Here is a 15,707-nt window from a genome sequence, read left to right as displayed (position 1 = left end):
ATAGTTAAATGAGAAATGTAATTAACAAATTATATTCATTATTCTTTTTATCGTTATGGTCAATTTTAGTGCTGATAGTTTTTCCTTGGCAATCTTATGGTGCTAGTCATTTTAATTATTCTGGAGATGAGACAATAGAAGCAAGTATAGCAGCGGGTGAGTTAAACAGGATTGGAGTGTTAGGAGGGGAGATTGTGGAAGTAGTAGGTGATGAGAATAAGTATACAATTTACTGGAGCAGCGATTGGCGTAATTTGTTCATTAAACCTAAGGTAGAAGTTGGTGAGACTATATCGTTAAGTTTAATAATGCCAGGAAGGCATGCACAAGATATTAGGTTTACAGTATTAGATATGGCATCACAAACAATATTGCTTAATTTGCATAATAAAGTGATTAAATCATCTTTAACAACTAACAAAATGTTAGTGTATTTCGATCAAAAGCTAAAATCAGAAATGGTTTTGATGATGAGAGCAATGATTGAAGGAGTGCAAGGTAAGTATTATGTTGTAGAGGCTGAGCGTACGTTACGCAAAACCAAGCAACAATTGCTTAAGCAAATTAGGTGGTATCGTTATGGAGATTTAAGTGGAGCGGTGTTATTAGTAAAAAATCTTAGCTCCAAGCCATTGATACTACTGGAATCAGATTTTAGTAATATTTTTACGAACACTATAGCAATCAATTTGGGTAGCAGTGAGTTAGCAACAGGAGCATCTACTAAAGCATTCATCATTACCAAAGAAGTAGCTTATGATTAAGAAATGTAAAAATATCTTTAGCAAAATTATTAATGCCAAATTAAAGCCAAATGATCAAACGCAAGATATTGCTAATACTAGCCTTCAAGTACCGCATGCTCAAAACTCAACTAATGCTAAAAAGAAGCAAGATGTAATTATATTACTTTTACTCGGGGCTTTGGTAGTTATTGGTTTAATTTTTATGAAGTATCAAGCAAATAAGGCAAGTAATATTGGTATTGAGTCTGAGGCTAAGTTACCATTAAATCTAGTAGTAGCAAGCGATGCTCTTGATATAGATAAAATGTGGCGTAATCATTTTGAAGATAAGCTGATGGATGCTAAGAATCAATCAAACGAGAAACTAAAGCTAATTGAAAGCAGTATTAATGAGCAATCAGTAGCTTACACTAATCAGTTAAAAGGCGAGATAGAGAAGCTGAAAGCTCAAATGCAATATATTACTGAGGAGCAAGAGTTAGCTAGAAGGGAGTTTAATAATGCTCGCATAAAGTCTACAGAAGACGATAGAGCTACAAAAACCCATCATCCGTTAATAGATGATAGTCGTATTACGGTAAATCACCTAGATCGTGGTGAGCGATTTGATCGTCCAAAATCAGCACGTAGTTATATTCCGGAGACTGCCTATGTTAAAGGAGTATTGCTAGGTGGTATTGTGGTGTCGACATCTATCGGTTCTGCTTCAGAACCAGTGCCAGTAATTATTAGAATTACTGATCGTGGTAATTTGCCTCAGAACTTTGACATAGATATAACTCATTGCCAAATCATGGGTTCTTCGTATGGTGATTTATCATCTGAGCGAGCGGTTATCAGGGCAGAGGTTTTGTCATGTAAGGATTCAGTCAATGAGCTAATTTACACCACTAAAATAGCTGGTCTGATTTATGGCGATGATGGTATGAACGGTATTAAAGGTAAAGTGGTGCAAACTAGCAGTAAGCATTTAAAGAACGCAATGATCGGAGGAGTGATTAGTGGATTTGCTGGGGCTGCCAAAGGTCAGGATCAAGTAATTGTTAGTAGTTTTGGCATGGGAAGTACCAAAAAGAAAAATATGGGTGACATGTTACAAGAAGGTGGATTTGCTGGGGCTAGTAATGCTGCTGAGAAGATAGCAGATTACTATATTAAGCAGGCTGAAAGCATGTCACCAGTATTATTGGTGTCTGGTGGTACTAAGGTAGATATAGTATTTACCAAAGGGGTATATTTAGGTGCATTAGATGTTCAGGAAAAGCTACAACAATATCGAGTAGAAAAAGCAAAAAAATGATCAATGATTTCACTATTAGTCAAAGTTGGATTGGCAATAAATTTAAACAAGTTACTAAATTTATATTTATCATCTTGATTTTACCCATGCTAATTAGTTCTTGCTCTATATATTCGGCTGGTTTTAATTGTCCGGATAGCAAAGGAGCAAGATGCATGATGTTATCCGAGGTAGATAAACAAGTAGATTCCGGCGAGATTGAGACGGTCTATTTGAATAGAAAATGTCGCGGGAATAGTTGTAGATTAGAGCATAGCAATGTACCGAAAAAAGCGTTAAATCAAATACATAAGGTTAAAATAATGCCTATAGAAAATGGGGTAGAAGAATACCAAGACGGCGATAACTTATACTTAAAATAGATTACAGGGGCAAATAATGAATTTCAGTATTTTCAAACAGATATCTCAGAATATTGCAGCTACTTGCGGACTATCTGAAAATATTGAAAGCCCAAATAGTGTATCTATGGTAGGTAACATTTTATCAGGGACATTTGTCTTCAATGATTATTTAAGTTATCGATATTTTGATGAGGAGCAGGGGTTATTTTTAAATGATGGAAACATTGCTGGTTTTATGTTGGAGATTAGTCCTATTGTTGGCGTTGACGATACACTGCACAAGAATCTATCGCATTTCTTTAACGATGAGTTGCCTGAAAATTCTTACTTGCAATTTTTGCTAGTGGCAAATCATGATGTAGAAGATATTTTGGGTTACTGGCAGAAGATGCGTAACAATAGTGATCCTTTACTTGAGAAAATAACCAAAAGACGAGCTGAGTTTATCAGGGAGCAAGCGATAAGCTTTGGTATTTCTGACGGTCGTATTGCTCGAGATTATCGAATATTTGTTTCCTTTAGTAGCAAGCTTGATACAAAAAACAATAGCAAAAGTGGCATTATCAGTTTTCGAGATAGTTTGATGCATAAATTGGAATCATTACAACTCGCTCCGCATATTTGCGATGCTAGTGATTTAATAGCTTTAACAAGATTAATGCTACAAATGGAGCTGGGTGGCAGTACAAATACTACTTATACTCCGCATGAAATATTATCAAGGCAAATAGTAATGCCTTGTATGCTGCAAGGAATAGAGGAAGATCAGATTAATCATGTAACAACTGGCTTAACTTCTAGAATCTATCATATTAAGGAATTGCCTCAAAGTTTCTCGCTAGCTGAAACTATCAATTTGTTGGGTGATAGTACTCGTAGCCATATGGGTATAGCTGCAAGATTTATCATTAGTTACTGCGTAGCGAGTTCCATTAGTAAATCGGCTAGCAGGATGATTACGGCAAGAGGCAAGAAAGTGATTGAAGCTTCAGAGAAGTGGTATAGCCACGGTAACCGTGATCTTAAGAGAGAAGCAGCTGAGTGGCAAGATATTAATGACCAAGTGACTAGTAGTGACGAGAAGTTTTTAACAGAACACTGGTCATTAATGGTAACTGCCCCCAAAGAATCAATTGATATAGTTAGTCAGAACTTAATTACTTTGTATAACAATAATAATTTTCGTCTTGGTATTTCGTATCATCTACAATTACCGGTATTGCTGAGTATGATGCCAATGCAACAAGCTTTAATGTGGAATATCTTAGACAAATTTAAATTAACTAGATTAGTGCTATCTAAGGAAGTAATAGCTAGGCTACCAATTCATGCTGAGTGGAAAGGAGTGCCAAGGTCAGGGGTACTCCTGCACGCACGACGTGGACAATTATTTAATTTCAACCCATTTTATAAAATTAATGCCGGCAATTACAATATTTGTATCTTTGCACCGAGTGGAGGAGGTAAGTCAGTCTTTTTGCAGGAGTTAGCTGTTAGTCTAATGGCACAAAATACTAGGATGTTCATTTTAGATATTGGACAGAGTTTTGCCAATATTTGCACTTTGCTAAATGGAGAGATTATTCAGTTTGGTCGCAAAGCCCCATTTAGCCTTAATCCTTTTGCTAGTTTTTACCAAGGAATGAATTCAGATGATAAGGACGAGTTTTTAAAATGTACTAAAGGTTTACTTGAAGTAATGTGCGGTGTAGGAGATGATGCACGGGGGTCAGCTGAGCTAGAAAAAGCGATAGTTGCAGCATTAGCTAAGAGTAATTACCAGTTGGATATTAGCAGTTTTGCTAAATTTCTTGAAGATAGCGATCTTCTGAGTTTACAAAAATATGGAGCAACCTTGTATCCTTATACCCATGAAGGATTGTACGGCAAATATTTTTCAGGAACAAAACAGGCAACTTTTCAGAAGCTGATTACTGTATTTGAGTTTGAAGAGATCAAGAATGATCCTAAGTTACTTTCGATAGTATTACAGATATTACTAATGGAAGTTACCAATCAATTTCTTACTGGTGATCGCCAAACGCCTTTCATGATTATCGTGGATGAAGCATGGATGTTACTTGATTTTGCCACTAGCTTTTTTGCAGCTTTTGTTAGAACTGTGCGTAAATATGGAGGTTCATTAGTGATATGTGTACAGAATTTCATGGATTTACATAAGTCACAAGAGCATCGAACTATTTTAGAGAATAGCACTTGGACGATATTATTGAAGCAAGATGAGAAGGCTTTAGGAGCATTTAAGGAATCAGAAGCCTTTAAGGATATGATACCGCTAATCAGATCAATTAGTTTAGTGCCAAACAAATATGCTGAAGCTCTATTATATACTACGGGAGTGACGGTAATAGGTAAGTTAGTGCTGGATGATTATAGTAAGGCACTATTTTCCACTGATGCAAGTGATTTTAATTTCTTAAAACAAAAAACTGCGGTTGGTCTAACTCTAGATGAGGCAGTAGAGCAATTGGTAGAGATTAAGAAGACTGGTAAAGTAATACGGGGCTAAAGTAATAAGGATCTAAAATATGGAGATAGCAAAGAAAATATTAGTGTTAATTACTGCGGTTACAATGGGTGCATGTTTTGGTTTTACAATTGCTAGGCAGTTAGGTTTAAGTAGTAATGATTGGCATATTTTATATGTTGCTGAAGATGAATTGATGAGTCTTGAAAAGGATAGAGTCACAAATGAACATCTAGAAGATCGCCAGCTATTTTTTGGTCAAATTGATAAGGCGGTGAATTTAGCTGTAAGTTTACCAAAAGTCTACCAAAATAGTATGACCAAGGTAGTTTATAGCATGAGTAGTGTAAAAGGTAAAAATGTTAGATCAATAAGCAAGGAAATACACAGTAAAATTATTGAAGAATTGAGTAAACAATAACAGGTACAAAACAATGGATAAATTTGATACGAATAAAGCTTGGGGAGAGGTAAAGAAGGCATATAAATTCCAAACTATCGTAGTATTAATATTGGTTGTGACAATGTTTATCTTGGTGATTCCAAGAGTTATGCCGCCTGCTAAAAGAGGCAATAACGAAGTTTCGGAGAACAAGCAAGTAGATAAGAGGGATAATAAAGCTGATAAGATGAAACGTATAGTGATTCGCATGATGCTTGCTGGTTTTGATAGTCATGAAATTAGCAAGCTTAGTGGTGAATATCAATTTGAGAATAGTTTGTTACGCTCTACTCTAGATAGTATGAGCGACAAACAGATTGTAGAATTTTATAATATTAGTATTTATGAATTAAATAGTTTAAGGCGGTGGGCTGAGGAAAGGAAGTTATGTAAGGTTAAATTATTAGAAGAGAAAATCAATGCAGAGAAAAAATAATTTGTTATTGATTATTTGTTTAGCGTTTAGTCATGTGGCAATTGCCAAGGATTTTGGTAAGCAAGGTGCAACTTTTGAGATTAAGGAAGAAGCTTTTGTCAGCATGATGCAGCGTAAATTACAAAGTCTAAATCTTGCTGAGTACCAGCAAAAGATGCAGGATTTGGCTCGAAAGAAAGTAGAAGAACCAGTTGCTATTGCCGGCATAGGTAAGGCAACCAAGACTATTAGTCATAATTTCGATCCGAGTTATGTTTTAGATCAGGATGTAGTTTTGCCATGCGGTAAGCTCTTATATCCAAGAGGTACAAGAGTTAATCCGCTAGATTATATGTCATGGGACGGCAAACTAGTATTTATTGACGGTCGGGATGAAAAACAAATATCTTGGGTAAAAGATAATTATTTAGAGGAGATGTTATCAAATAGCAGAGTAGCAGTGGAGGACAACTTAAGCGAGTTAAATAAAGAACATGCGAAGAATGCTGGTAATGCTAGTAACTCTGACGGTACTAAAATCGTCTTAACTGGTGGTAGACCACTTGAGCTAGAAAGAGAAATTGGTAGTCCAATATATTTTGATCAAGCAGGAGAATTGACAACAAAGTTTAATATTAGCTATGTGCCGGCAATAGTAGAGCAAGAAGGTAAGTATTTAAAGGTTACTGAAATTAATATAAGTAATAGCAGATAATATGATAAGAAATTAATAACATGAGTGATCAAACAAAGAATTTGACCTTTGGCGAGGTATCTTTCAGGAGTGTCGCCAAAGGTTGGATGAAACATACAAAAGTCATCACAATCTTAATTATGGTAATTTTTTTGCCATTGTCAAGTTATGGCAATACTTGTCAGGGGAGATTTGTTAACCCTATAACTGATATTTGTTGGTCATGTTTACTGCCAATTTCTATTGGTGGTTTTAATATAGGTAAGGGACGGAGTCCAAAGAAGAGAGACACTAAAAATCCCAGCTCACCACTTTGTTTATGCACCAAAGGTAATGTGCCGATTCCAGGCATTGCTGTTGGTTTTTGGGAGCCGGTACGCCTAGTTGATATTACTCGCACTCCTTATTGTATGGTTAATTTAGGCGGTCTGTCGCTAGGAACAGATTTACGAAAAGTTAGCTCCTATGCTAGAGGTTATGGTGATCATCATGCACATCGTTCGTTTTACCACGTTCATTATTATATTTATCCATTAATTTACTGGCTTGAACTTATCACAGACTTTATTTGTTTAGAGCAATCTAGCTTTGATGTGGGATATATTAGCGAACTAGATGTAGCGTGGAATGACGAAAAGCTACAAACTCTTTTAAATCCAGAAGTTTTTTTATTTGGCAATCACTTAGCACAAGCAGCATGTAGCATTGATTGTGCCGCTTCTACTGTTGACTTACCAAGAGATGAAATGTTTTGGTGTGCTGGTTGCTGGGGTAATATCTATCCGTTTTCTGGAGCAAATAGCGATCATGTTGGTGGTATCCAATCAAGCAGTCTATATGCTACTCGTATTCTTGCCAAGATGCACCGAATAGGACTCGCTCAGGAAACATCTACATCGCAAAACACCTCTCCTATTGGTGGAGGAGAGCTTTGCCGTAAATCAAGGGCATTAAAGATTAAGAAGAGTCAGTACAAGCTACAAATGGTTAATCCGGTATCAACATCAAGTGGGATAGGTTGTTTCCCACTTGGATTATCGGACATGTTGTACTCTGCATTTAAGGAATATCCCTATGATGGGCAGGATTTTGGTTATTTAATTTTTAGGAAGGTAAATTGCTGTGCATTTTAATCTAATATCGTATGTAATTATTATACTATCGATTACTTCATATATAGCTAGTACACATGCAGCGACAGAATGTGATGATGCCAATAGTAAGAGCGATAATCAGTACAAGTTGATTCAGCAAGCAGCAATAGCTGATATCAAATGGGCTAGTGATTTAGCAAGGAGTAACCTTGATATGGTATGGCAAAACTTGCGAGATAAGTGGTGTAAGCAAAAGCAGTTAGAAGGACAGGATGCTTTTACACCCAGTAATAATAGTAATGCTCCATCGCTGCGGCAATTTACTGGTCTTTATGTGTTTGTAAGTAGCTCGATGCCCAAACCGTTACTGCAATCTTATTTGAGGGAGGCAAGTAAGTATGGAGGAGTCTTAGTATTTAAAGGTTTACCCGGTGGTAGTTTTAAAGAATTAACCAAGCTGGTTCTAGAATTAACTAATGAGCAGGATAAGCGGCAGGAGCTAGCATCTAGTATGCAGATAGACGATGAAGCGTATGAGAGATTTGAAATTATATCAGTGCCGACTATCGTACTTTCGCAAACGGATGATTATCACCCAACTAAGGCGTCTGCATTAAAGTTTGACAAGATTGTTGGTAATGTTGGTATTAAATATGCTTTAACAGAATTTGCAAGGTCAGGAGAATTAACTAAGCAAGCCTTGGAGTGTTTGAAGTGATTAATAGTTATAGTCATGTAGTAGTGAGGCAACTAGATACAGCTGTGGTTAAGCGACTCATATTAAAGCAGTGGTGGCAAATTGCCATAATGTTCATTGTTATACTGGCAAGTAGTAGTGCATTAGCGGGTAAGGTGCAAGTCAATAAGAATAAGCTCAGTGATTTATTCGAGAAAGAAATAGATGATAAGCAAGCGACTCTTAAATTTATTGAGAACTCGAAGAAGCAATCAGAGCAAGGGATAGCAAGTAAAGGAGCTGTGCAAGAATTAGGAGTAGATGAGAATGAACTAGAGGGCAAAGCATCAGAACTGAATGCTATTAATGTTAATAACTTAGAAAGTAAGGGGCAAGAGGAAAGGGCTAAAGAAGAGAATAGTTACATCAATCAGCTAGAAGTTGATTATTGCGATCCTAAGATTGTCAACCATAAAAGAGATATTGATAAGATTTCAGATGGCAGTAGTAAGTTGATGTCACGGTTAATGGAAGGTTTACGTGACCTTGATATTGATTGTAAAACTATTAAGGGGGATAAAGAGTTAGAGCCTGAATACGTCATCGAGATTGAAAAAGAACATATGAATGACACAATATACAATCAAAAATTCTGCGAGGAGCTACGTAATGAATATAGTTGTAGTGATAGTCTAACATTAAAATGTACTAAGCCTTCGGTAAGGTATAAAGAATGGCAAGATAGAGTAATGTATCTTGGAGGTTTTGAGTTTTGGTTTGATTATCATGGTTGGACACATACCATCAGATGCCGCAGAGGTTATTGGAGTGTGCATATGCGTCAAGGTAGGCGTATTAATGAAGAAAGACGTAACATGATAGTGAGTCGTTTAGGGGTGAAATTAGAGCAAGTGGAGGGAGTTAGAGCTCCCTGGGATGGTGAAGGTAAAATCACTCATGTTCAAGGTGTCCATCATGTGTTTCAAAGATATGCTATATATTATAAATATAGGGATAGTTATCCAGTATGTGAAGAATGGTCAGAAGAGTGGGCGGAAAAATGCAGATTAAAATGATCAACCATTTTACCACTGATTATACATATAGATTTAATATTCTAATGTTACAATTAGTGACCACAGTGATTTTTTGGGTTTGTTTTGTTCACTCATCTGAGGCTGGTAATCGTTTTACCTCAAATTATCCTTGTGTTGATAAGGGTAAACATTGTGTAAGTTCTGGCACAAGAACTATACAGGGATTTGAGGTACACCGAGATTGTTGGGAATTTGCCTATAGTAAAACATGTGATTATCCTAGTAAAAACGACTGTAAGAATTTTGCACATTGTTATGCAGTAGCAGACTTGCCGTGTTTACTACGGGATAATTATGGTAATTGTGTAAATCTACACAAAGAATTTTCTTGTAAAAGTTGGAATCCTGTAACTATTGATAAAGAAATGGTAAGAACTGGACTAGTTGAGAAAGAGGGCAAAGATAGATTGGTATGCAAAGGAGTACCTTGCATTGATGGTAACTGTGTTGACAAGAGCTATTTAACAGACGCTGATATGATGGACTCAGTATCAAAACTATATGCAGTAGGTCAGATGAAAGGGGCTACTGATCCAAATTTCAAATTATTTGAAGGGTTTAGTCAAAGTTGCAGTAAAAAAGCTCTTTCTTATACTAATTGCTGTTCTACCAGCTTAAAAGGTTGGGGTAAGCATTTAGGGGCAAGATGTACAAAAAATGAAATGGATTTAATAGATAAACGACAAAAAAACTTATGCGTTTATGTCGGGAAAGAAAATAAACAAAAAATGGGCATTAATAAAATAGTGAAGCATCATTATTGTTGTTTTGGTTCACTACTTAACAAAGTGATGCAAGTAGAGTCACGTAAACAGCTTGGTATGAATTTTGGTAGTGGCAAATACACTAATTGTCGTGGCTTAACACTTGCAGAGATTATGAGGCTAGATTTTGACAGGATGGATTTCAGTGAATTCTTTGCCGATATTTTAAAGAGGATGAAAATACCAAAAGTAGGAGATATTAAAGCACGAGTGAACTCATCGCTACCAAGCGTACAAAAATACGACGGTAATCCGGATAACAAAAACAATAATAAGGCTGGCTGGAATAGTGAGCTAAAAATTGATTAATAGCCACAAATAAAATGAAAGCTAGTAGCTAATTACAAGTAATAGTTATGGTAAATTATACAACAATATTAGTTTTAATGTGCAGTATGTTACCTAGCATAAGTTATGCCAATTTCTTTGAGCAACGTTATCGTGGTTGGTTATGGTTTGAAGAGAAGATAACAGATCAAGAAATGCTTTACAAGAATGATAGATTCGATGCATTAGAGCAGCTCAGTAATGACATTACCCCAGAGCAGGCTAAAGCAGAAATCGAGCAATTTGCTAAGGAACTTGCTGATCTTAAGTTTATCATGTTGGCTCGTCCAACTCCTGAAAATGTTAAAGCTTACCGAGATAAGGAAAAGCAAATGTGGAAGCAGGCAGAAACATTGCATGATAGCTGGGATATGGCAAATCTTCTTTATCCTGAACAACGTGATCTTATTAATAATCCGGTAAATGTTCATGGGGTAAAAGCCAAAAGAGCAATACAAGAAGCAGAGAATTCTCGCAAGATTCAACAGTTAGCTAAGGAGTTTGATTTAGTATTATTTTTTAGCGAGCAGTGTCAGTACTGCCAATTATTAGCCCCAGTGCTGAAAAATTTTGGTTCTCGATATGGTTTTAATATTGATGCGGTAAGTAGTAGTGGTAGTAAACATGAATATTTTAAGACATACAAGGCTGATGGATTAATAGAACGTTTAAACATAACTGAATTTCCTACAGTTATCGCTGTAAGTCATGATGCTAAAACAGCATTTGAACTAATTCGTGGCTATGTAAGCGAATCGGAATTGGAAGAATATAGTTTGCTGGCTGTTAAACATCTTGCAGATATCAAGAACAAAGCAGTTGTTGATAACAGTTTAATATCAAGTAATTTAGCAGAATGAGCAATAAAGCCTTAAATATTTTAAAATACATAGTAATCATTACTATATTTGGTAATCACACTATTTTTGCTAGTGGTATAGACAAGTTAATGAAATATGCAAGTCCTGATGGGAGCATGAGTAATGTTAACAAAGCAGCGATTATCAACGATCAGCAAGGCGGTTATATGACTGGTGGTTCAGTTATCTTAAGAGGTCCACGCCCAAAAACTTTGCAACCCCTAACAATACAAACTCCTAAACTAGAGTTTGATGCTTGTACCGGCTCTGCTGATTTTCGCTTTGGCGGGCTTAGTTATATTTCCAGCAGAGAGTTTACCCAGTTTTTTAAGAATATGGGTACGGCATCAGGTGCTTATGCTGTCAAAATGCTGATTAAATCATCCTGTCCTCAATGTGAAGATATCATGTCTTACATGGAAACGGTAGCAAGAGATGTTAATGGTACGATGATGGATCAATGTGCAGCAGGTCAAGCTCTAGCTAAGGGAGAATTTTCTATGATTAATAGTAGTAGTCAGCAAAGATGTTTAATACAAGGCAATATTGGTAAAACTAGTAAAGACATGTATGAGGCAAGCGACAAATGTAAAAATAATCCGGATCGTCATGGTAATAGTGGAGAGGAAGATGAACTTAAATCCTTGCTTGGTAATGAATTTAATTTGGTATGGAAAGCACTTAGTAAAGGTAGTAGTGGTGATTTAGATTTTAAGGAATTAATCATGTCTATTAGCGGTACTATCATCGGGCGTAAGATTGATGGTCGTTTTCATTTTAACAACAAGCCATCATTAGTCTTAAATAATGATCTTTTGGAGCAATATATAGGCGTACATAAGAAATCAGGTCAAGTTAAGTTATATAAGTGTGATACCCAACAGAAATGCTTAAATCCTACAGAAACAGAAGTAACTTTAAGTGAAAATGACACTATTTACGGCAATATTAGCCGAATCTTAGAAAATATGGTGCCAAAAATATTTGCTGGTAAAGGTACTTTCACTGATGAGGAAGAAGCAGTAATAGCGTTTTCATCAATTCCGATAATCCAGCTAATTGAAATGGAGATTATCCATAAAGGTAAAACCCAGCATGGTAAAGATGTCATTAATACTGCTGACATGATTGTTAGAATGCAGGAGTTTTTAGAAGTAGTGTCTTATGACATTGTTACTAACTTCCTGATGCAAATGACCAATACAGCATTATCTAGCGTATCAGCATTGGAATATGCCCAGTTAGATGACGCAGTAATTAAGAACTTCACTACTCAGGTAACAAAGGTCAGGAGATTCATTACTGATTCTAAGTTTTCTGCTTTTAAGCGTTTACAAGTAATGATGCAATACAAGGAAAGACTAGTATTACAGCAACGATCATTCAAAGTAGGATTTGGTAGATTTTTAGAATATAACACTCAATAGTAAATAATAGACAAAAAGAGAATCATGATATGGATTTAACAGTATACACCTATGGGCATATAGATGCTATGTTTTATTGCTTAAACGCCATAGCGATGCTAATGAGCAGCAGTTTTGGTGAATCATTAATTTTAATAGTAACCATGGGTACTGTTGGTTATTATGCACTTAAGATGTCTTATGCAGGTGCAAATGGATATAAAGCCCATCTTGGTAAGGTTATAGCGATGGTGGCTATGATATATTTTATGTTACTTCCTAAAGCCGATATGATGATTTATGATCACGTGTCCAAGAAACAAGAAAAAGTTGACAATTTGCCGATTGGCTTTGCCCTACCTGTCGGCATATTAGAAACTTTTGGTGATTTACTAACCTTAGGTTTTGAACAAGCATTTACCATGGTTAGTAACACTAATTACCGGGATTACGGTATGGTATTTGGTGCAAGGCTTATACAGGAATCACGCAACTGGCGTATCAGGTCTCCTGAGTTCATGGAAAATATGAGTAACTTTATTGATCGATGTGTAATGTTAGATGCGATGATTGGTTATCATTATACGCCAGAAGAATTACTTAAAACGGATGATATATGGAGTTTAGTAAAAGCTAATGCGGCTACTTTACGTCATACTAGTGTACGTATTGGTAAAACTAAAAGCTTAATGTCTTGTGATAGAGCAGCCAAAGAAGTACTAGACCCAGCATTTAAATTGGAGATTGAAGCACTTGAGAAGAAGGTACAAGATACTGATATTGCACAGGCAGGACAAACTAATTACGTACAAAGAGCATTCCAGCGACTAACCTCAAATTTTAAAAAGAATATTGAGCTATCCTTTAAAAACTATGTAGGGGTTAATGTTGGAGGTGAGAAGTTAATACGCCAGCAAATGATGATCAATGCTATTAAAAACTACTCTGATGATTATGGTTATACAAGAGCTTCGGCTACTCAAGAATCAAACTGGCGAATTGCTGGAGATTTAGCATCTACTTACTTACCAATATTAATGAGTGTATTGAAAGGACTGGTATATAGCTCATTTATCTTCATGTTACCAATGTTGATTATGAGTGGTGGTTGGAGCAGATATTTAGGTTATTTAACGCTCGTAGCATCATTTCAGTTATGGGCGCCTTTAAATGCTGTACTTAACATGTTCATCGATATCTATAGCAGCACTACTTTGCTCGGTATTGCCGATCGAGTAGTTAGTTTCAGTACTATCAGTCAAATAGGCAACTATACGGACAAGATTGTAGCAGTTGCATCAGGTTTGCAGATGGCAATACCATTTCTTGCTTTTAGTCTGATGCAAGGCGGGGTAGGTGGCTTCATCCATTTAGCTGGCACTATCACAGGGGCTAGCCAATCCGCTGCATCACAAGCGGCTAATGAATCGGTGACAGGCAACAAGTCGTTCGATAATTATTCGGTTGGTAACCAGCAGTTATATCAGCAGGGTGGTTTTAAGACCGACTGGAACGAGTCTTACGCGGCAGGAGCTAGCTCTTTTCAACATATGGACGGTACTATGGAGAAAGTGACAGCTGGTGGCAATACTTTAAGACAGTCTGGAGTAGGATTTACTGCTTCTAGCGGTGCAACTACTTATAGGCTAGAAGACAGTAGAGCAGCACAAGTAAGTACAGGCGCAGGTATATCTGAATCTATACATCAGCAGGGTCTACGATCTTTATCGAACTCTAATACCAGTACAATGGGAAGAAATGCGGACTATGTCGCTCATCTTGCCCAAAGAGAACATGCAGGTGAGAGCTTTAATTATGATTCAATGGGTGAGGCAGGACAGACCTTGCGGCAAGCGGTTAGTAGTGCTAGACAATTACATGATAATAGTAATTATGGCTGGCAACAAGCAGCTAACACTACTGTTGAAGCCTCTGCAACGTTGGGTACACCTATGCAATTTATAACAGGATCGGGAGCATCTATTGGTCTTAAAGGCACAGTTGGAGCTACTAATTCCAGTGAGCAATCAGTTGGAGAAAGTAACAGTGTTAATCAAGAAAAACACACAGATAAGAATTATGCTAATCTCGTAAGAGCCGCCTCTAATAGTTCATGGGCTAGGGAGAACAATATTGATACTAGCTATAGCGATGCTGTACGTAGTGCTTATGAAGAACAACAAAGATGGGAGCAACAATGTTCAATTAGTCAGCAAGAAGTTGATGATTGGCACAAAGCACAAACTATAGTGAATAGCAATTCTGCAAATTCTAGTCGTGATATGTATCAAGAAGTGGTCAATCAATTAAAACAAGATTATGGTGTTGATGCCAGTACTGCCCATAAAATGGCAGATAGACGCAGCCCAGAAGCACAGCAAGCTTGGCAGAAATTGCAACAAGAGGATCATTATGTACAAGATGTCATGCACAATATTCGTCAAGGAAGAGCTGCAGTATCAGGAGCAAGTGGCAGAGAGCAGCTAGATCGCTTTACTAATCAGCATCAAGATAAGATCAGCAATAACCCCGATACTGCTATAAGAGAGTATGCTGAGCAACAAGGAATGAATGTTGGCGGCTTTAAAAAACAATTGCAAGAACAAGGTGATAGTTTAGAGAAAAAACACAAGAATATTAGAGAGAATAACTTGGAAAGATATGCACAAGTTAGATCTGAGAGCGAATCCAAGGAAGAAAAAGCAACACAACAAGTTGAGAAATATGAAGAAGATCGTATAGGGAAAGGAATAATTGCTTCAACAGGAGCTGAAAAATTAGATTTTATAACCGTCGGACGTACTGGCAGGTCTGTTGGTAAACCAGATGATAAAAAGTAAATCAAGCGTGATACATCATCTTTTGCCTGGATAGGAATGAGAGCTTGGATATCTGTCGAAGCCAGTAGAATAAGAATTACTAATGGTTGTAGTAGTAGATATGGTTTGGTGTACAGAAGACAATATACCGTGTTGAGTACTAGAGCTACTAGGAGCTACATAATGTCCTCTATCAGGCACTCCTGGAATTTTTGATAACCAAGTATGTCTATTA

14 protein-coding genes are annotated in these 15,707 nt (G+C 36.7%); all 14 read left to right on the top strand.

Annotated features, from left to right (window positions below; all coding sequences use genetic code 11):
- Window positions 1-8 precede the first annotated feature (8 nt).
- The 14 genes from NBW66_RS07335 to NBW66_RS07270 all read left to right on the top strand — a co-directional run bounded on the left by NBW66_RS07335 (window position 9) and on the right by NBW66_RS07270 (window position 15,493).
- Entirely contained in the window at window positions 9-764 is a 756-nt protein-coding gene (locus NBW66_RS07335; RefSeq protein ID WP_250310534.1) for a TraK domain-containing protein, read from the top strand.
- The gene (locus NBW66_RS07330; RefSeq protein WP_250310533.1) at window positions 757-2,046 is read left to right on the top strand and encodes a TraB/VirB10 family protein; all 1,290 of its coding nucleotides are present in this window, start codon (window positions 757-759) and stop codon (window positions 2,044-2,046) included. The genes NBW66_RS07335 and NBW66_RS07330 overlap by 8 nt, the downstream gene beginning before the upstream one ends.
- A complete protein-coding gene (locus NBW66_RS07325; RefSeq protein WP_250310532.1) occupies window positions 2,043-2,408 on the top strand; it encodes a hypothetical protein in 366 nt (121 codons plus the stop codon). Before NBW66_RS07330 ends, NBW66_RS07325 begins: the two co-directional genes overlap by 4 nt.
- Window positions 2,409-2,424: 16 nt before the next feature.
- The gene (locus tag NBW66_RS07320) at window positions 2,425-4,920 is read left to right on the top strand and encodes a TraC family protein (protein ID WP_250310531.1); all 2,496 of its coding nucleotides are present in this window, start codon (window positions 2,425-2,427) and stop codon (window positions 4,918-4,920) included.
- A 19-nt stretch (window positions 4,921-4,939) separates the two neighbouring features.
- Entirely contained in the window at window positions 4,940-5,299 is a 360-nt protein-coding gene (locus NBW66_RS07315; RefSeq protein ID WP_250310530.1) for a hypothetical protein, read from the top strand.
- 13 nt (window positions 5,300-5,312) lie between these two features.
- On the top strand, window positions 5,313-5,756 hold the full coding sequence (locus NBW66_RS07310; protein ID WP_250310529.1) for a hypothetical protein: 444 nt from the start codon (window positions 5,313-5,315) through the stop codon (window positions 5,754-5,756).
- Window positions 5,740-6,450 (top strand): conjugal transfer protein TraW, encoded by a 711-nt coding sequence (locus NBW66_RS07305; RefSeq protein WP_250310528.1) that lies wholly within the window; start codon window positions 5,740-5,742, stop codon window positions 6,448-6,450. The genes NBW66_RS07310 and NBW66_RS07305 overlap by 17 nt, the downstream gene beginning before the upstream one ends.
- Before the next feature lie 20 nt (window positions 6,451-6,470).
- Entirely contained in the window at window positions 6,471-7,562 is a 1,092-nt protein-coding gene (traU, locus tag NBW66_RS07300) for a conjugal transfer pilus assembly protein TraU (RefSeq protein ID WP_250310527.1), read from the top strand.
- Entirely contained in the window at window positions 7,552-8,241 is a 690-nt protein-coding gene (gene trbC / locus NBW66_RS07295; RefSeq protein ID WP_250310526.1) for a type-F conjugative transfer system pilin assembly protein TrbC, read from the top strand. Before traU ends, trbC begins: the two co-directional genes overlap by 11 nt.
- Window positions 8,242-8,330: 89 nt before the next feature.
- The gene (locus tag NBW66_RS07290; RefSeq protein WP_250310525.1) at window positions 8,331-9,275 is read left to right on the top strand and encodes a hypothetical protein; all 945 of its coding nucleotides are present in this window, start codon (window positions 8,331-8,333) and stop codon (window positions 9,273-9,275) included.
- Window positions 9,276-9,319: 44 nt separating this feature from the next.
- A complete protein-coding gene (gene traN / locus NBW66_RS07285; RefSeq protein WP_250310524.1) occupies window positions 9,320-10,369 on the top strand; it encodes a conjugal transfer protein TraN in 1,050 nt (349 codons plus the stop codon).
- 47 nt (window positions 10,370-10,416) lie between these two features.
- The gene (traF, locus tag NBW66_RS07280) at window positions 10,417-11,247 is read left to right on the top strand and encodes a conjugal transfer protein TraF (protein ID WP_250310523.1); all 831 of its coding nucleotides are present in this window, start codon (window positions 10,417-10,419) and stop codon (window positions 11,245-11,247) included.
- Window positions 11,244-12,674 carry a conjugal transfer protein TraH gene (locus tag NBW66_RS07275; protein WP_250310522.1) on the top strand — a complete coding sequence of 477 codons (1,431 nt, stop codon included), beginning with the start codon at window positions 11,244-11,246 and terminating at the stop codon, window positions 12,672-12,674. Before traF ends, NBW66_RS07275 begins: the two co-directional genes overlap by 4 nt.
- A gap of 29 nt (window positions 12,675-12,703) precedes the next feature.
- The gene (locus NBW66_RS07270) at window positions 12,704-15,493 is read left to right on the top strand and encodes a conjugal transfer protein TraG N-terminal domain-containing protein (protein ID WP_250310521.1); all 2,790 of its coding nucleotides are present in this window, start codon (window positions 12,704-12,706) and stop codon (window positions 15,491-15,493) included.
- Window positions 15,494-15,707: the final 214 nt, after the last annotated feature.

The sequence above is a fragment of the Rickettsia endosymbiont of Oedothorax gibbosus genome (assembly GCF_936269705.1).
GTDB lineage: Bacteria > Pseudomonadota > Alphaproteobacteria > Rickettsiales > Rickettsiaceae > Tisiphia.
Note: the sequence above shows the minus strand (reverse complement) of the source record. Positions and strands in the feature narration are given on the sequence as shown.